This is a genomic window from Micromonospora sp. NPDC005553 (assembly GCF_042871765.1).
In the GTDB taxonomy this organism is placed as follows: Bacteria; Actinomycetota; Actinomycetes; order Mycobacteriales; family Micromonosporaceae; genus Micromonospora.
The window spans coordinates 765,308-785,475 of sequence record NZ_JBIAJD010000002.1 but is presented as its reverse complement, the minus strand read 5'-3'; the positions used below and the strand labels follow the sequence as shown (position 1 = coordinate 785,475).

Sequence of the window (20,168 nt, the reverse complement as noted above, 5' to 3'; positions counted from 1 at the left end):
GCCGGAAGTGGCCGGATTCGGTGCCGGACCAGCGCGTCGAGGTCGCTGCTCGTACATTTGTTCGATAGAATGCCCACATGGCTTCCTGGTCCGAATTCGCCGCCGACGAGCCCCGACTCGCCGACGGGATCCGCGTTCTCCTTCAGCAGTACGGGCCGGGCTTCGGCTATCTGGCCACGGTCCGTGCCGACGGCGGGCCCCGCGTCCATCCGGTCTCCCCGGTCATCACCGCCGAGGGGCTGTTCTGCTTCATCATCGACTCGCCCAAGCGCCGCGACCTCGAACGTGACGGCCGTTACGCGCTGCACTCGTTCCCTGCGGAGGAGAGCGACGACGAGGCGTACGTGGCGGGTCACGCCCGCCCGGTGACCGATCCGATCCTGGTGGCGCAGCTGGCGCAGAGCGCCCGCGCCGAGCCGCAGGTCGACTGGCGGCTCTTCGAGTTCACCGTCGACGTGGCCATGCTCACCCGCCGCGAGCAGCACATCGCGGGCATTCCGGGTCTCGGGCCGAGTCGGCCGGCCGTTCGGGTCTGGCTCGACCCAAACGCCCAGTCGGCGGTGGCAGCGCCCCTCGCCGTCCCGCAGACGCGCCCGACCCTCCTCAGCCGTGACGTGCAGTGCACGGCCGCCTGACCACACGACCGGAAGATCATCGGTGCTGGCTCCGTCGTGACGGAGCCGGCACCGATGCGTACGCCCGCCACGCCTGCCACTCCCGCATGATCCACTCGACTTCAACGAACTTGCGGTATCCCGGCGCTCCGGACGCCCCGACTTCCAGGAAACCGAGTGGATCATCCCTGCCGACCCGGGCGGCACGGTCCGCAGACACCTGCGGTCACCGGGGGTGCCTGGGTGCATGGGCCCGACGACTCGGGTACAGTGGTGCCGCTTGCGGGTGTAGTTCAATGGCAGAACATCAGCTTCCCAAGCTGACAGTGCGGGTTCGATTCCCGTCACCCGCTCCACGATCAAAGCCCTGGTCAGGACAACAGTCCCAGCCAGGGCTTTTGATGTTGCGCTGGTCAGGGCTTCACGTAGTGCTGGCGGGGGAACAAGCGCATGAGGCGCGGCAGGCGTTGTTCGATCTCGGCGAGGCTGTCGCTGTCCCAGGGTTCATCGATTGGGGCTGGATCGAAGTACGGGCGGTGGCCCCGGGCGTCCAGCGCTTCATAGAGGCTGTCTTCACGCCCGGTGATGTGGTCGTAGGCGCTGGACGCCACGTAAGCGAGTTCTTCCCAGTGCGGCCACTCCGCGTCGGCCCGTTCCCAGAGACTGCGGCCGGCGAGCGCACGCACAGCGGGCAGGTCGGCGAGGTTGTCGGGGTTTTGGGCGACGTGCTGCCACCAGCGCTGCCCCTGGCCGATGAGCCATGGTTGGAAGTACCAGAACGAGTCGCTGCTACACAGGCCGTCCGTCTCCTCGGCTGACGGCTCCAGGAACTTCCAGAATTCCGCCGAGTTCACGTCAAGGACGGTAACGGTCCAGCCGGCGCAGGTGGTGTGGTGCCTAGCGGGAACTCGCAGACGGTGCGCCAGGGGCTGATGTCCGGTGTTCCGGCGATGAGCCTGACTCTGTCGATGGCCGCGTTGATCGGCAGGTGCGTGGAGATGGTTTCTGCGGCGTGGCTCAGCGTGGGCTTGGCGGCGTCGTGACCGATGGTCAGGTGCGGCACCACATCGCTGTGCGCCCCGGCGTAGGGGGGCGCCTCGGGAAACTGCTGCCACACGGCCGAAGTGAGTTCCCGGAACGGGCGAGCTGGCTGTGGAGCAAGCCAGACGACCGTGTCACCGAACCAGCCGACGTCCGTCAGTGCGACGTCGAACCGCGGTATCCCGGCAATGGTCTCGCGCAGTACGGCCAAGACCTGCTCATCGATCTGCTGCGGGGGCAGGAACGGGTAGAGGACGGTCACGTGCGCTGGCACCCCCCACCCGGCGGCCGGGTCGAGCGATGCCCGGAAGGGGCCCACCGCATCCTCGGCCTCGGGTATCGGCACGATGAGCGCGGTCTGTGTCGGTTCCATCCCCACAGCTTTCCGCCACGGTCGGTGCCGGTCCACTGGATTCACCGCCCGCCAGGCGGCCCGCACCCACCAGAGATCAGGCAGCAGGAGGCGTGGTGTGTGAGCGCCCGATCTCAGTCTCGGGACCGCATCCGGGCAGCGAGAAAGGACGGCCGCTCGGTGAGGCGGGCGTAGGCGTCCTCGTTGACCTCGCGAAGTTCGACGCGCGGCCGTGGCTCGATGAGCTTCTCCAGGAGGAAGCCGGCGTCCAGGAGTTCGCCGAGGAATGCTTCCAGCGTCATCCGCTGGAAGTGGAGGGCACCCGGCCCGTGCGGCAGATCGACCCAGGAGTCGTCGTAGTAGGAGCCGCCGAAGTGTCGCCAGTCAGCCGTCGGATGGGTGGTCGAGATGACGAGCCAGCCGGCGGGACGGAGCACCCGACGCATCTCGGCCAGCAACTGCCGCCGGTTCGTCAGATGGTGTATGACCAGCGCGCAGACGACCCCGTCGAACGACGCGTCGGCGGCAAAGTCCAACGGCCGCTCCAGGTCGTGCAGGCGTAACTGTGCCTGAGCGGCACGGGAGTGCGCATGGCGGAGCACGGTGGCGCTTGCGTCGATGCCGGTCACCCGGGCGCCCCGCGCCAACAGTTCGGCCGCATAGTGACCGGCACCGCAGCCGACATCGAGGATGTCCGTACCGGCGAGGTCACCGGCGAGTGCCAACATCGCAGGTCGATCGGTATACGCGTTGTAGGGGCTGACGTCGGCGTTCTGTGCGAAGAACTCGCCGAGTTCGTCGTGGTAACCGGTCTCGGTGCGCATCCGAGCACGATCCCGACCGCTGAGGGGATCCGCAAGCGTATTCGCGCGACGGCACCTCTACCGGTAGTCGGCGAAGATCCGACGTTGCACGCCATCGACGGTTACCGGGCCACCATGCGGAAGAATCCATTGTGGCCTGGTGTGGCCGAACGGCACGCCGACGCAGACGACCGCCTCGGGGTTGTAACGGGTCACCACGTCGACGACAGTGTCGCGCTGCTGCTCGCGAAGTCGCGCCCGATCTGCGGCCGGGGGTCGACGGGTGTGGTCGGAGACCGGCGGACGGGCGAGCAGGACCGCGTCGACGGCGCTGAGGAGACCGCGTTCACCCAGTGACCGGACGATCCAGCCGACCTCGCGGGCGGGGAGCAGCTCCTCCGACGTTTCGATGATCAGCACCCCGCCGTGCAGGACCTCCGGGGGGAACGGGAAGCGTCCCGCCGTCAGGATCCACTGGATGACCTCCAGGCAGCCACCCCAGGTGCGGCCGGTGACCGCTCGGGCCGGCCCGTGCCAGCTCCACGGCTCCGTCGGTTCGCGCTCTCCGAACGACTTCAGCGCCTGCGGATCTGCCCAGTCGACGCCGATGTCCTCGGACTCACCCGGGTCGGTGATCTCCAGCCGTTCCCCGGTGAGCAACGCCGCTCGCAGCGACCGGACGTGGACGTCGTCGACGGCAGGCCCGGGGCCGAGGTGCACCTGGGAGGATCCGCCGTAGAAGCTGGCGATGCCGAGTCCCCAGAGCCAGTGGTGCAGGTTGGTGTTGTCGCTGGTGCCGAGGAACGGCTTCGGGTCGGCACGGGCCAGGTCGGCGTCCAGGTGGGGGATGACGGTGATCTGGTCCTCGCCGCCGATGACGGCGAGAATGCCGCGTACCCGGGGGTCCGCGAAGGCGGCGTTGATGTCCGCCGCACGCGCTGCCGCAGTCGCACCCACCTGGCGGGTGGTGGGGTATTCGACAGGTACGAGGCCGGTCAGGTCGGCAAGCCGTCGCATGGCCTGCTCGTGGATCACCGGATAGGCGCCGGCTGCGGCGAAGGACGGTGAGAGGACCGCGAGGTGGTCCCCGGGGCGTGCCTTTCGGGGACGAACAAGCTCATGCTCCATGTCGAGATCCAACAGGTGTGCCGGTCCGTACGCGACTCATTTCGGCGGCTGCGTACGCGCACGCCTGAGTCGTTTCAGCACCAGCGCGTGGATGCCTAGGCCGTTCTCTCGGCAGCGAAGTAGGGCTCGGCCGCCTCCAGTCGGGGCACCTCCACGCCCAGCCTGCGCGCCTCCGCCAGGGTGTCGCGGCAGACCGAGCGCAGCTCCTCGGGGTTGGCGTGGGCCTCCATCACCAGGCGCATCGGCGGGAAGTGCCTGAACAGCCAGGCCATCACCGGTGCTGCCAGCCAGACGGGCGCGGTGAAAGGAAGTAGCTCGCTGCGGTGCCGCCGCAGATCAACGCCGCGAGCCTCGACGAGCCGCAGGAGTTCGCGGGTGGCGAGGATCGCTTCACGTGCGTTGCCGGGCGTCAGCTTGGACAACGAGCCCTGTTTCAGACTCTGGGTGTGCAGGCCCGCGTTCTGAACGAAGTGGATCGACAGCCAGCCACGGAAGTCGGAGCTCTCCTGGAGCCTGAACCCCGCCTCGCGAAACACCTGGCGCACGGCCCGCTCGCGCTCGGTCGGCGGCCGGTCGATAGTGCCGAAGAAGACCACGGGCAGCAGAGCCCCACGCAGTACACCGTCGTCGCCGAAGCCGCCGCCAGCCCCGGGAAAGCCCCAGGCCACCTGATCAGCGGGAAGGTGTTCGGTCGCGGTCATCGGCTCGACCCAGAGGTTGTTGAAGACGAGCACAGTGGCTCTGCCCACGCGCGGTCCCAGGAAGGCCGCGGCCTCGGCGAAGCCGTAGTGCTGCACGCTCAGCACGATCAGATCGAAGTCATGGTCCGGCTCCAGCGACTCGCGGTAGCGCACTGGCCACCTCTCGGCGACGCGCTTCCCCCACGGCCGTCGCCGGGCGTCGAGCAGGTCGAGATCAATCGCATCGCCGTACGCTGCTGCCCGCCCCGGCCGGACGTAGAACTCGACGTGGTGCCCGGCCCGTTCCAGGGCCCACCCGTACGTCGCGCCGATGACGCCCCGGCCGAACATCAAGATCTTCACGCGGCACCTCGTACCCTATAATCGGAGACTGTCTCCGGTTCTAAAAATATGGAGACAGTCTCCACTTGTCAACATGGAGCCCTACGTGACCGATGCCAAGCCACTGCGCGCCGACGCCCGCCGCAACCGGGACGCCCTGATCGCGAAGGCCCGCGAGCTCTTCGCCAGCGGCTGCTTCAACCTGCGCTTCGACGACTTCGCCAAACTCGCTGGCGTGGGCACCGGCACGCTCTACCGCCACTTCCCCACCCGGGAAGCCCTGGCCGAGGCGGTCTACCGCGAAGAACTCACCGCGATGTGCGACCGCGCCCGCGAGCTGCAGGCCACCCTCCCCGCCGACGAGGCGCTGGAATCCTTCCTGCGCGGCTTCGTGGACCACCTGCACCGCCACGAGGGCCTCGCCCGCACACTCGCCACGCTCATGGCCACCCAATCGGGCACGCTGGCAGAGGGTGCCCAAGCCCTGGGCCAGGTCATCGACGACCTCCTGGCCGCCGCCGTCAGGACCGGAACCATCCGCGACGACGTGGGAGCCGGCGCCGTCATGATGACCCTCCACGGCATCTGTGCGGCCTACGACCACCCGACCTACCGAACCGACGCGGACGGCGTCATCACCCTCGTCCTCGCCGGCCTCCGCCGCGCGGCGCCGTGAGCGGACCTGGCTCCTGTGGCACTCCAGCCACTGCGCTCAGCTGGAGGCCCGGAACTCCTGATGGCGTCGCAGGAGTTCCCGCAGTGCGCTGATCTCGGCCGCCAGCGCGGCCTGCCCCTGGTCGGTGATCCTGATCCAGGTCTTGGGTCGCCGTCCGTGGTAGCCCCGTTCGATCTGGATCAGGTCGGCCTCCTCCAGCACGGCGAGGTGGCGGGAGAGGTTGCCGGCGGTGAGTTCGAGGGCGTCGCGCAGGTAGGCGACCTCCACCCGCTCGGCCTCCGCCGCGATGGTGAGGATGCCGAGCCGGTTGCGTTGGTGGACGGTGTCGCTGAGCCCGTTCGTCGGATGCCCGCCGTTGCCGGTGCCGGCGGCCTCGTCAGCACTGCTCACGCGGACCTCTTGATCGAGTTGAGGAGGGCGACGCCACCGCCGGCCAGCAGGATCGGCGCGGGCAGCAGGGCAGCCAGCAGGAAGCTGTAGCGGTTCAGGTCCCCCGGCTGGAAGTTGGCGGCCTGGAAGTAGATGTTCACGAGGACGACCGCCGCGGTGTAGGCCGTCGCCACGACCGTCAGGCCACGGCTGCGTTCCAGCCGAGCCAGGACCAGTAGCCCCACCGCGATGACCAGGTGCGGGATCATGCCGCGGTTGGAGATGCCCAGCAGCGGTACGGTCAGCCAGCTGGTCCCGTTCGAGATCACCGTCGTCATGTTGAGCAACAGGTACCGCAGCACGATCGGCAGCACGAGCCCGACGAGGGTGCCCACGATGCCGGCGATGACGTACGGCCGAGCCGGTGTCTGGACGCCCACCCGCACACCATGCCACCGATACCACCAGAGGCTGAGCAGGTAGCCGCCGATGAGCGCCGCCAGCCAGTACCAGCCGAGGGCTGCCGAGCGTTCGAGGAATTCCCCACCGAGGCCGGTCAGTGCGGGGTTGTCCTCCCCGACGCGTAGGGCGGACGGTTCGACCGATTCGACGTATAGGGGTGCTGCCATCGCCGTCAGGAGACCGAACAGCAGCAGCGGCAGCCAGTAGGCGTTGCGGGCGGCCCGGGTGCGTCGCTGAAGGGCGGTCACCGACGCCAGCAGCTCGCTGGGTGTGTTGCCGCTGTTCGGCGCGGTGCTCGATCGGTCCGACACGGTGGCCTCCTGGCTGCTGCGCAGATGCTGCACTGCCAATAGGTTTGCATCGCAAATCATTCTGCGCAAGAGTTTGAGCGAGTTGGTGACTTCTGCTGGGATCGACAGTGGTAGTTCCTGCTGGACCCGGCACCGGCTAGGGTCCGGCTCGGAGGTGGTCCGTGTTCACCGAAGCGTTTCCGATCGTGACGACACCTGACCTGCCACGACTGATCGCGTTCTACCGGGACGTGGTCGGCTTCGAGCTGACCTACCGGTTCCCGGACGAGGGCGCCCCGGAGTTCGTCGCCCTCCGACTGGGCAGCAGCGAGCTCGGCCTGGCCGCCAACCCGGAGGCTGGCGGACCGGCCGACTCACACCGCTGGGAGCTGTGCGTCTACGCCGACGACTGCGACGCGGCAGTGGGCGCGCTGCGCACGGGTGGGGCGACGGTCACCGAGGAGCCGGTCGACCAGCCCTGGGGTGAGCGGTCCGCGCGGGTCACCGACCCCGACGGCAACCGCCTGCTGGTGCTGGCGCGGCTGTAGACGACACTGCCGAAAATGGCGCGGTCATCGTCTCCAGAACAGGAGGTGGGTGACTCCGCTGGGGCTGGGCACCGACTCGAGGTGGAAGCGGTCGAGCAGTTCGTCAGGGCTGTCCCACAACCGCTCGCCCCGGTCGAGGTCGACGGGTGCGACGGCGATGTGCATCGTGTCGACCAGATCGGCCTCGAGGAACTCGCGGATGGTGGCGACCCCACCACCGAGGCGTACGTCCCGACCGTCGGCCGCCTGCTTCGCCTCGGCCAGTGCCTCGGCCGGGCTGACATCGCGGAAGTGGAACGTGGTGTCGGACAGGCTGAACGACGGGCGTACGTGGTGGGTGAGCACGAAGACCGGCGTGTGGAACGGTGGGTTGTCCCCCCACCAACCCTGCCAGTCAAGGTTCTCCCAGGGGCCACGCTGGGGGCCGAACTTGTTGCGACCCATGATCTCCGCGCCGATGTTGCACTCGGCGTCGCGGGTCAGGTAGTCGTCCAGGCCACGGCTGCCGCCCGGCTCGGTGCGATACACGAAGCTGGCGGTGGCGGAACGCCAGGAGAACAGCGGGGTGGGGTCCGCGTGACCGAAGGGCCTTTCCAGGCTCTGCCCCTCTCCGGTCCCGAACCCGTCGCGCGAGACGTTGAAGCACTGCACCCGCAACAGTTGCGGCATGGTTTCTCCTCCTTCCTTCGAGAGGCCGTGGTTCAGTTCGCGGTCACCGTCGGGCCGCCTCCGCTGCCCCGGTCGTCGAGCACGAGCGGGGCGCGACCGCGCACCGCGTACCGGATGTGGGTCACCTGTGGGGTGGCAAGGACGCGGGTCGGCGTCAGCTCGACCCCTTCCCGGTCGCCCAGGTCGAGGTCCGCGTCGAAGAGGCGCAGGCCGGTGCCGAGCACGACAGGTACGACGTGCAGCTCCAACTCGTCGAGCAGGCCGGCCTTGAGCACCTGCCGCACCAGGCCGCCGCCCCCGGCCACCGCGACATCCTTGCCACCGGCCACGGCGCGCGCCTGCTCGACGGCGCTGACCACGCCATCGGTGACGTAGGTGAAGCTGGTGCCGCCTCCCCGCAGCAGCCGCTCGCGAGGGCGGTGCGTGACGACGAAGACCGGCGCGCGAAACGGCGGCTCCTCACCCCAGGGGATCTCACCCCCGTCGGCCATCCGGCGCCCCATCACGTACGCGCCGGCCGCGCCGAACGACTCGGCGATCACCTCGGAGTTGGTGTCCTGCTCCCCGCCGGCGAAGCCCTGCCGTTCGCGCCAGGCCGCCGCCTCGGTCGCCCACCGGGTCACCCGGAAGAATTTCGCGCTCTCCTCCGAGTCCATCCAGTTGCCGTTCCCGTCGAACTGCGGCCCGGCGTAGAAGCCGTCCACCGACACCGACAGTTGCGCGGTCACCTTCGTCATCGCGTTCTGGTCCTCTCCTCGGGCGACGCCCCGCCTGGGTGCCGCTCCCCGAGGGGTCGGAGCCGAACGGGATGTCCCTACCGGGAAGAAGTGTGACCTGCGCCACTCGTCGGCTCGGTCAGGTGCCACTCCCCGGCGTGTTCCGGGTCGCGTGACCAGCGCATCCGGGCCTTCTCCTCCGGGCGGGGGCTCCAGTCCCGGTAGGGCGCGAGGGCCACCCGCCAGGCGATCACGGTAAAGACGTAGATGCCCGGGCCGACCAGCCAGAGCAGGGCGTCGCGTCGCCGATAGGAGGCGTACGGCGCGAGCCACGCGGTCGCCGCCATCGGCACCGCGACCGCGCTGAGGTCGGCGAGCGGCCCGCGGCCGAACCGGGACTCGACCAACTCCCGAAGGATGAGGGAGGGAACGACCACCCCGGCCAGCAACGCCACCGTGCGGATCATGCGGAACCGGCGAGCCGGGGGTACGCGGGCGGCAGTTGCTTCGGCGGGCACCACCGGAGGGTACGGGCTGGCCGCGATGGTGGATCTAGTACTGCCGGTCGGCGATCGCCGCTTCGATCCGCAGACCGATGCCAAAGTCGGGCGACGATGGTGCCCCGGACGCCGGCCCTAACCGACTGCCCGCCTGCCCCACGAGGTGCCGGACGGTTCGTAGCCGTGGCGGCGGTAGAAGCGCACCGCGCTCGCGTTCCGGTGGTGGATACCCGCCGACAGGTAGGAGAGCCCGTGCTCGACCGCCCACCGGCCTGCCGCGTCGAGCAGCGCGGAGCCGACCCCACGGCCCCGGGCCTCGTCGAGCACCACAGTGTGGATCTGCGCCGAAGGCTCCGGGCGAAGGATCTGGTGTGCGGGCGGTTCGGGCAGGCGCAGCACCTCGACCATCCCGACCACCTGCCCGCCCTGTTCCGCGACAAGAACCGCGTTCCGGGCGGTCGCGTCGCTGAGGACGGCGGTGAAGTGCTCGATGACCGCCTCGCGCTGCGGCAGGCGGTAGGTGTCAGGGTCGAGCGCCAGGTGCGCTTCGGCGTTCGCCATGCGTAACTCGACGAGCGCCGGCACGTCAGAAAGGCTCGCCGTTCGTACGGCTGCCCCGATCCCCTGCATGAGCGTGATGCTAGGGCGCGGGTGGTCGGCCCGACTAGGGTGGCGATCATGCGGATTGGCATCGTGATCCTTCCGGACCAGCGGTGGGCGGAGTCGCAGCGTCGCTGGCGGCAGGTCGACGAGTGGGGCTTCGACCACGCCTGGACGTACGACCACCTGGGTTGGCGTGACCTGGTCGACGGCCCGTGGTTCGACTCGATGGCCACGCTGACCGCCGCTGCCACGGTGACCTCGCGGATTCGACTGGGCACCCTCGTGGCGTCGCCGAACTTCCGGCACCCGGCCGCGTTCGCCAGGCAGATCACCACTGTGGACGACGTCTCCGCCGGCCGCCTGCTGCTCGGTCTGGGAGCGGGTGGCATCGGCTTCGACTCGGCGGTGCTCGGTGGTGAGACGTTGCCGCCTCGTCAGCGGGTCGACCGGTTCGCCGAGTTCACCGAGTTGTTGGACCTGATCCTGCGGGAGGACGGCACCACCTGGCGTGGGGACTGGTTCGCCGCTGTGGATGCCCGCAACAACCCCGGCTGCGTGCAGCAGCCTCGGGTGCCGTTCGTGGTGGCCGCCAACGGGCCACGGTCGATGCGGTTGGTGGCCCGCTTCGGGCAGGGGTGGGTGACCACCGGCACCGGTGACGACAACGACCTGGCGGGTTGGTGGGCCAGTGTGTCGGCGCTGTCGGCGCGGATGGACCGGACCCTGGACGAGGCCGGCCGTGACCCGGCCAGCCTGGACCGCTACCTCTCGTTGGATGCCGCGCCGGTCTTCTCGCTCAGCAGCGCACAGTTCTTCGCCGACCAGGTCGGCCGCGCCGCCGAGCTGGGCTTCACCGACGTGGTGACGCACTGGCCACGCGCCAGCAGTTGGTACGCCGGTGACGAGGCCGTCCTGGTGGACGTGGCGACGCGGCTGCTGCCACAACTACGCGCCTGAGCCCGCCAGGCCGACACGTCGGCCCGGTGGGCAGCCAGCACCGATCCGGTTGGGAGCGCCGCGTCAGGTACCGAGGTCGCCGCTGGCCACACCGCCCTCGCCGCCGGAAACCAGGCGGAAGCGCAGGCAGACGATCGGGGTGTCGCCGTCGACCGGCGTACCGAGCCGCGCCCAGTAGGTCGAGTGCCCGGCCCGCCACTCCTCGATCGAGCGGTCACCCTCGCCCTCGGCGTGGGCGAAGTCCCAAGGAACGTCGGCGAAGCGGACCACCTCGACTCCGGTGATCTCCACGACGCCGGCCAGCGCGTTGTCGTCGTCGACCAGGGCCAGGCGTTCGCCGACGTGCTCCAACTCCTCGCCTTCTTCCGCGTACTCGGCGAGTCGGCCGGCCGTCGCGGTCTTCACACCGGCCAGCACCAGGGTGTTGAGGGTCGACCGCAACTCGCCGGGGGTGCCGAGGGCGAGGGCGCGCAGTTCACCGATCCGAGGCCACATCCTGCCGAGGCTAGGCCAGGGCGACCCCGGTCGCCGCCGCAATACCCGTCGCCCCGCTCAGATCAGTTGGCCGGCGTAGCCGGGTGCGGTGAGGAGCCGCTCGTCGGCACTGGTCGCGTACGCGTCGAGGATCGCGTCGGCGAGCTTGACCACGTGCTCGTCGCCGTGGCGGGCCGCGCGGGCGAAGACCTCCGACGGCGTCGCGGGGGTGACGGTCGGTGGCGCGATGCCGGTGGCCGGGGCGTACACGGAGGTCATGGCCGCCGTCGCGGCCCAGGCCGCAGCGAAGCTCGGCGCCCACAGAGCCGAGTCAAGTGCCGGCAGGGTACGCAGCACGGCGGTCGGCGCGGTGACCGCGTGTACCAGCATGACCGGGTTGGTGTGCCCGAAACGCAGGTAGTCCAGGCCGGCCCGGTGCACCAGCGCGGTGAGCCCCCGCTGCGCTTCGGCCGGGCTCCGCGCGGGGCGCAGCGCAGCGAGCGCAGGCTCCCACCGGGGTACGGCCGGCAGCCGGCCCAGCCGGTCCCGGACCCCTCCGGTCTGGTCCTCGATCCGGGGCAGCCCGGCCAGCGCGCCCGCCACGTCGATGTCGTCGGTACCCGGCTCGTCGGGATCGTCGGTGAACAGCCGGTCGGTGCCGGGGATCGGCTGCCAGCGTGCCGCCCAGTAGCCGAGGGCCTGGCCCAACTCGGTGAGCCGCCGTGGGTTCTCCTCGTCCGCTTCGAGCGCGCGTACGGCGTGCCCGACCCGGATCACACCGTGGGTGGCGCCGGCGGCGATGCCTGGCAGCAGCCGGGGCCACCAGGTGCCGAGCACGTCGCGCCACGGGTGCTCGCGCAGTTGCCGGTCGAAGTAGGCCAGCCAGTCACCGGCGCGCTTCGGGTCGCCGAGCGCGTCCCGCCAGTCGTCGATCGGGTGCAGCCCTCGGGGCAGCTCGTCGAGTCGGCCGAGGTAGTCGTCGAGCCAGCGGTGCACCCGTTGCTGGTGCCCGTGCCGGACCAGCGCCTCGACGGCCATCGGCCCGTGGTTGGACAGCCAGCCCTCGAACTCCGGGCCGGTGCGGTGCAGTCGTTCGTATGCCTCGTCCAGCGTTCCCTCGCTCATCCACCGATCGTCGTTCTTCAACCTCGCTTGAGGTCAAGCCGGCAGATTCGCGGCGTCGATCAGGCCGGTGATCCGTAGGTCGGCCGCGACCCCGGGCGGGCAGTCCACGGCCACCACTGCGGTGCCCAGCACCTCGGCGCCCCGGGCTGCGCAGATGTCGTAGAGGGCGTGCAGCTGGGCGCCGGTACGCACCCAGTCGTCCACCACCAGCACCCGGTCGTCGGGGCCGAGGTGCCGGTCCCGTACGGCGAGGTCCACCCGTCGGCCCCGGTAGTCCGGTGGGCTCTGTGCCCAGGTGAGTGGCCCGGCCGGCAGGCGTCCGTCGCCGGGCTTGTGTGCGGCCACGAAGCCGACCCCGAGGGCGGTGGCGGCCAACGGCCCGAGCAGCAGCCCGGTGACGGCCGGCGCGAGCACCACCGTCGGCCGGGCGGCGCGGTACGGAGCCACCAGGGCCGGCCCCAACTCGGCCAGCACCGCCGGGTCCCGCCACCAACCGGAGATGTCGCTGACCAGGTGACTGGTGCCCGGGCCGGGGTCGATCCATCGGAACAGGGCGGCCAGGCGTTCGGTCAGATCGGCGGGCATCCGCTCATCCTGCGGCACGGGCGGCGGGCGCGACGGCACCCGGGCCACCCGGCCCACCCCGGGTCGGATGATCGGCTACACGTACCTGTGCAAATACGGGCATACCACCATGATCACGTTGACTTCGGAAGTGCTTCTCTCGTTACGGTCCGATCCGGTTTGTTCAGACGACGAAAGGACCGGGCCGGTGGCAGGCAAGCACTCTCGTACCCGCATCTTCTCCTCCCCGGCGGGCATCGTGGCCACCGCGGCGGTCGGCGTCGCCCTCGCCGTCGGCGGCACGGTAGGTGCCGTGCAGTTGGTCTCCGGCCCCGACCAGTCCGGGCAGGCGGCTCTCGACCTCACCCCGACCACCGCCGCGAGCAGCCTCACCCCCAGCTCCCCGGCCGCCACCCCGAGCGTCAGCGCCTCGCCCAGCGTGACCGCCAGCCCGTCGGCGACCCGGTCGCAGCAGGCCGCCTCCCGGGGCAGGGAACGCACCACGTCGCCGAAGCCGAAGCCGAAGCCGACCGTCAAGAAGACCACGGCCGCGGCGAAGGTGCTGGAGAGCGGTTCGTGCGGCGCCTCGTTCTACTCCGACGGGCAGCTCACCGCCAACGGCGAGTCGTTCAACCCCGACGCGCTGACCGCCGCGCACAAGACGCTGCCGTTCAACACCAAGGTCCGGGTGACCAACCCGGCCAACGGCAAGTCGGTGACGGTGCGGATCAACGACCGTGGCCCGTTCATCGACGGCCGCTGCCTGGACCTCTCCCGGGCCGCCTTCGCCAGCATCGCCTCGGTCGACGTGGGCGCGCTCACCGTCCGCTACGAGGTCCTCGGCTGAGCGGGAGCGGCGACGCCGATTCGGTCGGCCGACTGGGCCGGCCGGACAGAACCTCCTCAGACGACGGGTCAGGTTCATTCACCGGTTCACGTGGATCAGGCAAACTGTCTCTCGTACCCACGCGACTCCTCCAGTCGGGCCGTCGCCCGCTGAGCCCCGGATCCCGCGCCGGCCTCGGCGCGGCCCTCGTTCTGCTCGCGATCGTCTCGGCGGTGGAGGCGGCGGACGGCCGTAAGGTGCACTACGTCGCGCTCCTGGCGGCCGCGCCGGTTGTCGCCGCCGCCCTGGCGTCCTGGCTGGTGGTCCTGGGGGTGGGCGTCGCGGCGACACTGATCGGCGCCGGCTTCGCGCTGGTCGCGCCGAACGTTTCGTTGGCCACCTCGGTCAACGTTGTCGCGGTCGCTCTCGTCACCGGAATGGCAGTGGCGGTGGCCTGGGTTCGCCAGCGGCAGGCCGAGCGGATCGTGGAGCTGACCAAGCTCGCCTCGGTGGCCCAGCAGGCTGTGTTGCGCCCGCTCGGGCCGCAGGTCGGCACGCTCTCGGTCGCGGGACGCTACATCTCCTCCACAGCGACGGCCGAGATCGGCGGCGACCTGTACGAGGCGATCGACACGCCCTACGGCGTCCGCATGATCATCGGTGACGTGCGGGGCAAGGGCCTGGACGCGGTCCGGCTGGCCAGCATCGTCCTCGGTTCCTACCGGCATGTGGCGTACGAGCGGGCCGACCTGCGGGCCGTCGTCGCCGACCTGGACCGCGCGGTCGCCCGCAACGTCGGCGACGAGGACTTCGTCACGGCGGCACTGGTCGAGGAGCGTGGCGGCACCCTCACGATCGTCAACTGCGGCCATCCGCCACCGCTGCTGCTACGTCGAGGTGCGGTGATCCCGCTGGAACCGCCGGCCCCGGCGCCTCCACTCGGGTTCATGCCGGTGGTCCGCCCCCGGGTCGAACGCCTGGAACCCGGGGACCGGCTGCTGCTGTTCACCGACGGTCTCGGCGAGGCACGGCGGGACGGCGAGTTCTTCCCGACCGCCGACCGGGCCTGGCGACTGCTCGGCCATGGCACGGTCGCCGACGGGCTGGCATCGCTGGAGACCGCCCTGGTCGAGTGGGTGCACGGTCGGCTCGACGACGACATCGCGCTGGTTCTGATGGAGTACGTGGGTGCCCGTGCCGGCGCTGCCGTCGCCGTCCCGAGCTGGGAGGTTGGCGCCGCCGAGAGCTGACCCGGCCGACCGCGCCCGCAGGTGTGTAATGGCCGTCACTTGGGTGATCCGCTTGTCGCTGCCTACCCGTGAGTAATACAGTCGGGGTTACTGATCGGTAACACCTGTCCGGAAGCGGGGCCAGCGAGCATGACCCACTACAAGAGCAACCTGCGGGACCTTGAGTTCAACCTGTTCGAGGTCTTCGGGGCGGACCAGGCGTTCGGCCAGGAACCGTACTCCGAACTCGACGCCGACACCGCCCGCAGTTTCCTCTCCGAGCTTGATCGCCTCGCTCGCGAGGACCTGGCCGCCAGCTACACGGACAGCGACCGCAACCCGCCGGTGTTCGACCCGGCCACGCACACTGCGCCGCTCCCGGAGTCGTTCAAGAAGTCCTACCAGGCATTCATGGACTCCGAGTTCTGGCGCCTGGACCTGCCGCCGCACCTGGGCGGCACCAACGCCCCCCGCGCCCTCTGGTGGGCCCTCGCCGAGTTGGTGCTCGGCTCGAACGCCCCGATCTGGATGTACGCCTCCGGCCCGTCCTTCGCGCACGTGCTGGAGGTCGAGGGCAACGAGCAGCAGAAGCGGTGGGCCAAGCTCTTCATCGACAAGCAGTGGGGCTCCACCATGGTGCTCACCGAGCCGGACGCCGGCTCGGATGTCGGCGCCGGCCGTGCCCGTGCCATCCAGCAGCCGGACGGCTCCTGGCACATCGAGGGCGTGAAGCGCTTCATCACCTCGGGTGAGCACGACCTCAGCGACAACATCGTGCACTACGTGCTGGCCCGCCCGGTGGGTGTGGAAGGCGTCGGTGGCCCCGGCACCAAGGGCCTTTCGCTCTTCGTCGTGCCGAAGTTCCACTTCGACGAGACCACCGGCGAGCTGGGCGAGCGCAACGGCGTCTACACCACCAACGTCGAGCACAAGATGGGCCTGAAGGTCTCCAACACCTGCGAGCTGACCTTCGGCGAGCACGGCGTACCGGCCAAGGGCTGGCTGCTGGGCGACAAGCACGACGGCATCCGCCAGATGTTCATGATCATCGAGTACGCGCGGATGCTGGTCGGCACCAAGGCCATCGCCACCCTCTCCACCGGCTACCTCAACGCCCTGGAGTACGCGAAGAACCGGGTGCAGGGCGCCGACCTGGTCCAGCAGGCGGACAAGACCGCGCCGCGGGTCACCATCACCCACCACCCGGACGTGCGCCGCTCGCTGCTGCTGCAGAAGTCGTACGCCGAGGGCCTGCGTGCCCTGGTTCTCTACACCGCCACCTGGCAGGACAAGGTCGCCATCGCTGAGGCGGCCGGCGACGAGAAGGCCACCAAGCTGGCCAAGCGGGTGAACGACCTGCTGCTGCCGCTGGTCAAGGGCGTCGGTTCGGAGCGGGCGTACGAGATGCTCGGGCACGAGTCCCTGCAGACCTTCGGCGGCTCCGGGTTCCTCCAGGACTACCCGCTGGAGCAGTACGTCCGGGACGCCAAGATCGACACCCTGTACGAGGGCACCACCGCCATCCAGAGCCTGGACCTGATCTTCCGCAAGATCGTTCGGGACAACGGCAAGGCCCTCATGGCGGTCGCCGGCGAGATCCAGGAGTTCATCTCCACCGAGGCGGGCAACGGCCAGCTCAAGGAGGAGCGGCAGGCGCTCGGCAAGGCGCTCGGCGAGGTGCAGAACATCCTCGGTGTGATGACCGGCTGGCTGGGCGAGGCGCAGGGCGGCGAGACCCGCGCCCTCTACAAGGTCGGGCTGAGCAGCCGGCGCTTCCTGCTGGCGATCGGTGACCTGGTGGTCGGCTGGCTGCTGCAGCGGCAGGCCGAGGTGGCGCTCAAGGCGCTGACCGGCGAGGTCTCCGCCAGCGACAAGGCGTTCTACACCGGCAAGGTGGCAGCTGCCCGTTTCTTCGCCCGTGAAGTGCTGCCCCGCATCGGCGCCGACCGGCGGATCATCGAGGGTGCCGACCTCGACATCATGGACCTCCCGGAGGAGGCCTTCTAGGTCCTGTGCCGGGTCGCACCACTCGGCACCGACGGCCGGCGGGGCATGACGCCCCGTCGGCCGCCGCCGTTTCGACCCGACGGTGGGCACGTATTGACCGCGCCCGGTCGGGTATGCCGCTGCCGTGGCGGGTAACCGTCGCGTGACCTCGAAAGGGAACGCCCAGAGCCACCGCACGGGGGAGTGCAGCGCACATGGGTGTAGGAAGCGGCATTTTTCTCATCGCGATCGGCGCGATCCTGACCTTCGCGCTGAGAGCCAACGTCTGGTGGATCGACGTACGCGCGGTCGGCTGGGTGTTCATCCTGGCCGGGCTGGCCGTACTGCTGACCACTGTCTGGTTCTGGCAGGACCGGCGCAAGCGGGCTCGAACCCTCATCGTGGAGGAGAACCGGCTGTCTCATCCGACGGCGATGATGCCGCCACCGCCGGACCCGCCGCCACCAACCGCGCCGCCGTCCTGATCCCCGCACGACGCGTACCCCTGAGCCACCCGCCGGATCGGCGGGTGGCTCAGTCGCGTGCGGTGTGCCGAGCCGTGAGCGGCGCTCCCGCCCTGCTCCACTCCCCCCAGCCCAGCGAGCAGCGGTGCACCGCCAGCTCGGCGGTGCGCAGACCCTCGTCGTTAACTCCCTCGGGGTCGAGGAGCGCGGAGAGCAGCGAGATGCCCGGATTGTGGGCAATGAGTAAGGCTGAGCGGGCCGCCGGGTCCACAGTGCGCACCAGCGACAACAACTCCTCGGGGTGCGCGTCGTACGCACCCGGCTCATAACGGACGGTCGGGCGAGGACCGGTCGGGCCACCCTCCGGCGGCGAACCGGTCATCCCCATCGCCACCCCGTGCCAGGTCTGGCGGGTGCGTCGGGCCGTCGAGCAGATCACCACGTCGGGCAGCAGCCCCTGGTGCGCCAACCAGGCCCCAGCCGCAGCCGCGTCGGCGTTCCCGCGTGCGCTCAATGGCCGCTCCGCGTCGTCCGCCGCGTCGTTACCCTGCTCGGCCTTCGCATGCCGCAGCAACACCAGTGTCCGTGTGTCGGGGTCGGCGTCCGTCATGCCCCCAGCTTGCCCGATTGGCGATCTCCGTGCCTGGGTAAGTCGATGGATGCCGCACCCCTACCGACGGCCGCGGCGCGACGTACGCCAGGTTAGAGCCGAGGAGCGAGACATGGGCATTGGTGGCAGCATCTTCTTGATCGCGTTGGGCGCGATCTTCGCGTTCGCAGTGGAAGCCGACCTGGGTTGGCTGGACCTGGCCGTTGTCGGCTGGGTGCTGATGCTCGCCGGCGTCGCCGGCCTGCTCGCCACCCTCTACTTCTGGAACAGCCGCCGCCGCCCGGTAGTGGCCGCGCCGGTTCGCGAGGAGCGCGTGGTCGCCGACCGGGTCGTGCCGGTTCAGGACGACCAGGTCGTGCAGGAGTACCGCGAGGTGCGTCGGCCGGGCCGACCGGTCTGATCCTCGCCCACACACTCCGGGGTCCCGCAGCGTCGCGGGGCCCCGGCTCGCGTCTGCGCGCCCCGGCTCGCGTCTGCGCGCCCCGGCTCGCGTCTGCGCGCCCCGGCTCGTGTGCGCGCCTCGGTTCGTGTGCGCGCCTCGGTTCGTGTGCGCGCCTCGGTTCGTGTGCGCGCCTCGGTTCGTGTGCGCGCCTCGGCTCGCGTGTGTGCCCCGGGGACCGCCAGCACCCCGCTACCCCTGAGGTGCGGACCCGATCCCTCAAGCGGCGATCGGCCGAAGATCGTGCTCGATCCAGACAGGGCTCTCGGGTGCGCGCGCCGATCTTGCACTTTCGGTCGCCGAAAAGTGCGGAATGCTCCTTAAGTCAGGACAGTAAGTGCAAGATCGCGGCACGGGCACAGCCCGGCCTCGTCGATCATGGGGTTGTGGTGCCTGGTTTGGTGCTGTGCGGGCCGCTTTGTAACCCACCACAACTCCATGATCGACGAGGCGGTGCGGGGTTGGAGGGACCAGCCGCGCTCGGGGTCCTGGCGGTTGGGTCAGGCGAACAGCGCGAAGTAGATCGCGATGTGGTGGCAGAGCGCCGCCAGCAGGGTGCAGGCGTGGAAGAACTCGTGGTGGCCGAAGACGGTCGGCCACGGGTTGGGCCGGCGCAACGCGTAGAAGACTGCGCCGACGCTGTAGATCGCGCCGCCGACGATCAGCAGCACCAGCGCCGCGACGCCGCCCCCGTGCAGGATCTCCGGGAGCATTGCCACCGCCACCCAGCCCAGCGCCAGGTAGAGCGGCGCGGACACCCAGCGTGGCGCGTGCGGCCAGACCACTTTGACCGCAACGCCGGCCAGCGCGCCACCCCAGACCAGGGCCAGCATCACGGTGGCTGGCCGGGGCGCGAGCAGCATCGCGCAGAGCGGTGTGTACGTGCCGGCGATGAACACGAAGATCATCGAGTGGTCCATCCGGCGCATCACCTGGTAGCCACGCTCCGACCACACCCGGCGGTGGTACAGCGCGCTCGTGCCGAAGAGCCCGCAGACCGTCAGGCTGTAGATGAGGCAGCTCACCAGGGGTGCCCACCCCGGCCGGGTGGCGGCGATCGAGCAGAGCACGATGCCGCAGACCAGGGCGACGAAGAAGGCGTACGTGTGCAGCCAGCCGCGCATCCGGGGCTTACCGATGTCGACCGGCTTCAGGCGAAGCGGGGCGGAGGTGGTCACCTGATCAGGTTACGGCACCGTAGGTTACTTGTAAGTAGTGGCGTTGGTGACACCCGGCACCGTCACCGTGAACACCGGATCGGCACGGCATCGGCGAGGATGAGCGGATGCGGATCCGACAGGTCGGGGCGCACGCCCTGCTACTCGACTGCACCGCCCCCGCCGACACCCCCGAAGCCGTGGCCGACATCCCGGAGGCCGCCCTTGTCGAAGCGTGGCGGGCCGAGCTGTGGCGGCGTCGGGAGCGGGGCGACCTGATCGCCGTGGAGATCGTGCCGGCGGCCCGGACCGTGCTACTCGACGGCCTGCCCGACCCGGCCACCACGACCGAGCAGCTGACCCGTTGGGCACCCGCCGTCGCCGCCGCGATCACCCGCCCACACCAAGCCAATCCCGGGACCAATCCCAAAGTCGCCGCCCAAGCCCACGCCGCCCAAGCCCACGCCGCCCAAGCCCACGCCGCCCAAGCCCACGCCGCCCAAGCCCACGCCGCCCAAGCCCACGCCGCCCAAGCCCACGCCGC

At 70.1% G+C, this 20,168-nt stretch carries 25 protein-coding genes, 1 tRNA gene and 1 pseudogene; 11 read left to right on the top strand and 16 right to left on the bottom strand.

What is annotated here, in order from left to right; genetic code table 11:
* Window positions 1-77: 77 nt before the first annotated feature.
* Window positions 78-635 carry a pyridoxamine 5'-phosphate oxidase family protein gene (locus ACFYPG_RS11030; RefSeq protein ID WP_387351571.1) on the top strand — a complete coding sequence of 186 codons (558 nt, stop codon included), beginning with the start codon at window positions 78-80 and terminating at the stop codon, window positions 633-635.
* A 261-nt stretch (window positions 636-896) separates the two neighbouring features.
* Window positions 897-970, top strand: a tRNA-Gly gene (locus ACFYPG_RS11025).
* 57 nt (window positions 971-1,027) lie between these two features.
* Here ACFYPG_RS11025 and ACFYPG_RS11020 read toward each other — a convergent pair.
* The 5 genes from ACFYPG_RS11020 to ACFYPG_RS11000 all read right to left on the bottom strand — a co-directional run bounded on the left by ACFYPG_RS11020 (window position 1,028) and on the right by ACFYPG_RS11000 (window position 4,969).
* Window positions 1,028-1,468, bottom strand: a complete 441-nt coding sequence (locus ACFYPG_RS11020; RefSeq protein ID WP_387351569.1) for a DUF4240 domain-containing protein — start codon at window positions 1,466-1,468, stop codon at window positions 1,028-1,030.
* On the bottom strand, window positions 1,465-2,028 hold the full coding sequence (locus tag ACFYPG_RS11015) for a 2'-5' RNA ligase family protein (RefSeq protein WP_387351567.1): 564 nt from the start codon (window positions 2,026-2,028) through the stop codon (window positions 1,465-1,467). Before ACFYPG_RS11015 ends, ACFYPG_RS11020 begins: the two co-directional genes overlap by 4 nt.
* Before the next feature lie 113 nt (window positions 2,029-2,141).
* Window positions 2,142-2,831: a class I SAM-dependent methyltransferase gene (locus tag ACFYPG_RS11010; protein ID WP_387351566.1), complete on the bottom strand. Its 690-nt coding sequence runs from the start codon at window positions 2,829-2,831 to the stop codon at window positions 2,142-2,144.
* Window positions 2,832-2,888: 57 nt separating this feature from the next.
* Window positions 2,889-3,827, bottom strand: a complete 939-nt coding sequence (locus tag ACFYPG_RS11005) for an LD-carboxypeptidase (protein WP_387351861.1) — start codon at window positions 3,825-3,827, stop codon at window positions 2,889-2,891.
* A 206-nt stretch (window positions 3,828-4,033) separates the two neighbouring features.
* On the bottom strand, window positions 4,034-4,969 hold the full coding sequence (locus tag ACFYPG_RS11000) for a 2-dehydropantoate 2-reductase N-terminal domain-containing protein (RefSeq protein ID WP_387351564.1): 936 nt from the start codon (window positions 4,967-4,969) through the stop codon (window positions 4,034-4,036).
* A gap of 85 nt (window positions 4,970-5,054) precedes the next feature.
* Here ACFYPG_RS11000 and ACFYPG_RS10995 point away from each other — a divergent pair, with 85 nt between their 5' ends.
* Window positions 5,055-5,636, top strand: a complete 582-nt coding sequence (locus ACFYPG_RS10995; protein WP_387351562.1) for a TetR/AcrR family transcriptional regulator — start codon at window positions 5,055-5,057, stop codon at window positions 5,634-5,636.
* 36 nt (window positions 5,637-5,672) lie between these two features.
* Here the strand turns inward: ACFYPG_RS10995 and ACFYPG_RS10990 are convergent, their stop codons facing one another.
* Window positions 5,673-6,026, bottom strand: a complete 354-nt coding sequence (locus tag ACFYPG_RS10990) for a transcriptional regulator (RefSeq protein ID WP_355004629.1) — start codon at window positions 6,024-6,026, stop codon at window positions 5,673-5,675.
* Window positions 6,023-6,778, bottom strand: coding sequence for a hypothetical protein (locus ACFYPG_RS10985; RefSeq protein ID WP_355004630.1), 756 nt, complete (start codon window positions 6,776-6,778; stop codon window positions 6,023-6,025). Before ACFYPG_RS10985 ends, ACFYPG_RS10990 begins: the two co-directional genes overlap by 4 nt.
* 185 nt (window positions 6,779-6,963) lie before the next feature.
* On the opposite strand from ACFYPG_RS10985, the gene ACFYPG_RS10980 reads away from it, so the two are divergent.
* Window positions 6,964-7,305: a glyoxalase/bleomycin resistance/extradiol dioxygenase family protein gene (locus ACFYPG_RS10980; RefSeq protein ID WP_238669724.1), complete on the top strand. Its 342-nt coding sequence runs from the start codon at window positions 6,964-6,966 to the stop codon at window positions 7,303-7,305.
* Between the two features lie 24 nt (window positions 7,306-7,329).
* Here the strand turns inward: ACFYPG_RS10980 and ACFYPG_RS10975 are convergent, their stop codons facing one another.
* The 4 genes from ACFYPG_RS10975 to ACFYPG_RS10960 all read right to left on the bottom strand — a co-directional run bounded on the left by ACFYPG_RS10975 (window position 7,330) and on the right by ACFYPG_RS10960 (window position 9,820).
* Complete coding sequence (locus ACFYPG_RS10975) at window positions 7,330-7,974, bottom strand: dihydrofolate reductase family protein (RefSeq protein ID WP_355004631.1); 645 nt, start codon at window positions 7,972-7,974, stop codon at window positions 7,330-7,332.
* Between the two features lie 32 nt (window positions 7,975-8,006).
* The gene (locus ACFYPG_RS10970; protein WP_355004632.1) at window positions 8,007-8,711 is read right to left on the bottom strand and encodes a dihydrofolate reductase family protein; all 705 of its coding nucleotides are present in this window, start codon (window positions 8,709-8,711) and stop codon (window positions 8,007-8,009) included.
* 77 nt (window positions 8,712-8,788) lie between these two features.
* The gene (locus ACFYPG_RS10965; RefSeq protein ID WP_355004633.1) at window positions 8,789-9,208 is read right to left on the bottom strand and encodes a hypothetical protein; all 420 of its coding nucleotides are present in this window, start codon (window positions 9,206-9,208) and stop codon (window positions 8,789-8,791) included.
* Window positions 9,209-9,325: 117 nt separating this feature from the next.
* Window positions 9,326-9,820, bottom strand: a complete 495-nt coding sequence (locus ACFYPG_RS10960; protein WP_355004634.1) for a GNAT family N-acetyltransferase — start codon at window positions 9,818-9,820, stop codon at window positions 9,326-9,328.
* 48 nt (window positions 9,821-9,868) lie between these two features.
* Between ACFYPG_RS10960 and ACFYPG_RS10955 the strand changes: the two genes are divergently transcribed.
* Complete coding sequence (locus ACFYPG_RS10955; protein ID WP_355004635.1) at window positions 9,869-10,750, top strand: LLM class flavin-dependent oxidoreductase; 882 nt, start codon at window positions 9,869-9,871, stop codon at window positions 10,748-10,750.
* A 63-nt stretch (window positions 10,751-10,813) separates the two neighbouring features.
* Here ACFYPG_RS10955 and ACFYPG_RS10950 read toward each other — a convergent pair whose 3' ends face one another.
* The 3 genes from ACFYPG_RS10950 to ACFYPG_RS10940 are packed head-to-tail and all read right to left on the bottom strand — an operon-like array spanning window position 10,814 to window position 12,934.
* A complete protein-coding gene (locus ACFYPG_RS10950) occupies window positions 10,814-11,245 on the bottom strand; it encodes an ASCH domain-containing protein (RefSeq protein WP_112700111.1) in 432 nt (143 codons plus the stop codon).
* 57 nt (window positions 11,246-11,302) lie between these two features.
* A complete protein-coding gene (locus tag ACFYPG_RS10945) occupies window positions 11,303-12,349 on the bottom strand; it encodes a questin oxidase family protein (protein ID WP_387351557.1) in 1,047 nt (348 codons plus the stop codon).
* A gap of 33 nt (window positions 12,350-12,382) precedes the next feature.
* Entirely contained in the window at window positions 12,383-12,934 is a 552-nt protein-coding gene (locus tag ACFYPG_RS10940; RefSeq protein ID WP_387351555.1) for a phosphoribosyltransferase family protein, read from the bottom strand.
* Window positions 12,935-13,121: 187 nt separating this feature from the next.
* On the opposite strand from ACFYPG_RS10940, the gene ACFYPG_RS10935 reads away from it, so the two are divergent.
* From ACFYPG_RS10935 to ACFYPG_RS10920, 4 genes are all read left to right on the top strand, one after another.
* Entirely contained in the window at window positions 13,122-13,760 is a 639-nt protein-coding gene (locus tag ACFYPG_RS10935; RefSeq protein WP_387351553.1) for a septal ring lytic transglycosylase RlpA family protein, read from the top strand.
* Between the two features lie 104 nt (window positions 13,761-13,864).
* Window positions 13,865-14,989, top strand: a complete 1,125-nt coding sequence (locus ACFYPG_RS10930) for a PP2C family protein-serine/threonine phosphatase (RefSeq protein ID WP_355005166.1) — start codon at window positions 13,865-13,867, stop codon at window positions 14,987-14,989.
* 129 nt (window positions 14,990-15,118) lie between these two features.
* The gene (locus ACFYPG_RS10925) at window positions 15,119-16,975 is read left to right on the top strand and encodes an acyl-CoA dehydrogenase (RefSeq protein WP_357200698.1); all 1,857 of its coding nucleotides are present in this window, start codon (window positions 15,119-15,121) and stop codon (window positions 16,973-16,975) included.
* A 194-nt stretch (window positions 16,976-17,169) separates the two neighbouring features.
* Window positions 17,170-17,439 (top strand): DUF6458 family protein, encoded by a 270-nt coding sequence (locus ACFYPG_RS10920; RefSeq protein WP_030487564.1) that lies wholly within the window; start codon window positions 17,170-17,172, stop codon window positions 17,437-17,439.
* A gap of 49 nt (window positions 17,440-17,488) precedes the next feature.
* Here ACFYPG_RS10920 and ACFYPG_RS10915 read toward each other — a convergent pair whose 3' ends face one another.
* Window positions 17,489-18,028 carry a SixA phosphatase family protein gene (locus tag ACFYPG_RS10915; RefSeq protein ID WP_387351551.1) on the bottom strand — a complete coding sequence of 180 codons (540 nt, stop codon included), beginning with the start codon at window positions 18,026-18,028 and terminating at the stop codon, window positions 17,489-17,491.
* A 112-nt stretch (window positions 18,029-18,140) separates the two neighbouring features.
* Between ACFYPG_RS10915 and ACFYPG_RS10910 the strand changes: the two genes are divergently transcribed.
* The gene (locus tag ACFYPG_RS10910) at window positions 18,141-18,428 is read left to right on the top strand and encodes a DUF6458 family protein (protein ID WP_355004641.1); all 288 of its coding nucleotides are present in this window, start codon (window positions 18,141-18,143) and stop codon (window positions 18,426-18,428) included.
* A gap of 539 nt (window positions 18,429-18,967) precedes the next feature.
* Here ACFYPG_RS10910 and ACFYPG_RS10905 read toward each other — a convergent pair.
* Entirely contained in the window at window positions 18,968-19,645 is a 678-nt protein-coding gene (locus ACFYPG_RS10905) for a hemolysin III family protein (protein WP_355004642.1), read from the bottom strand.
* Window positions 19,646-19,752: 107 nt separating this feature from the next.
* Between ACFYPG_RS10905 and ACFYPG_RS10900 the strand changes: the two are divergent.
* Window positions 19,753-20,168, top strand: a pseudogene (locus tag ACFYPG_RS10900) (hypothetical protein); the annotation flags it as partial.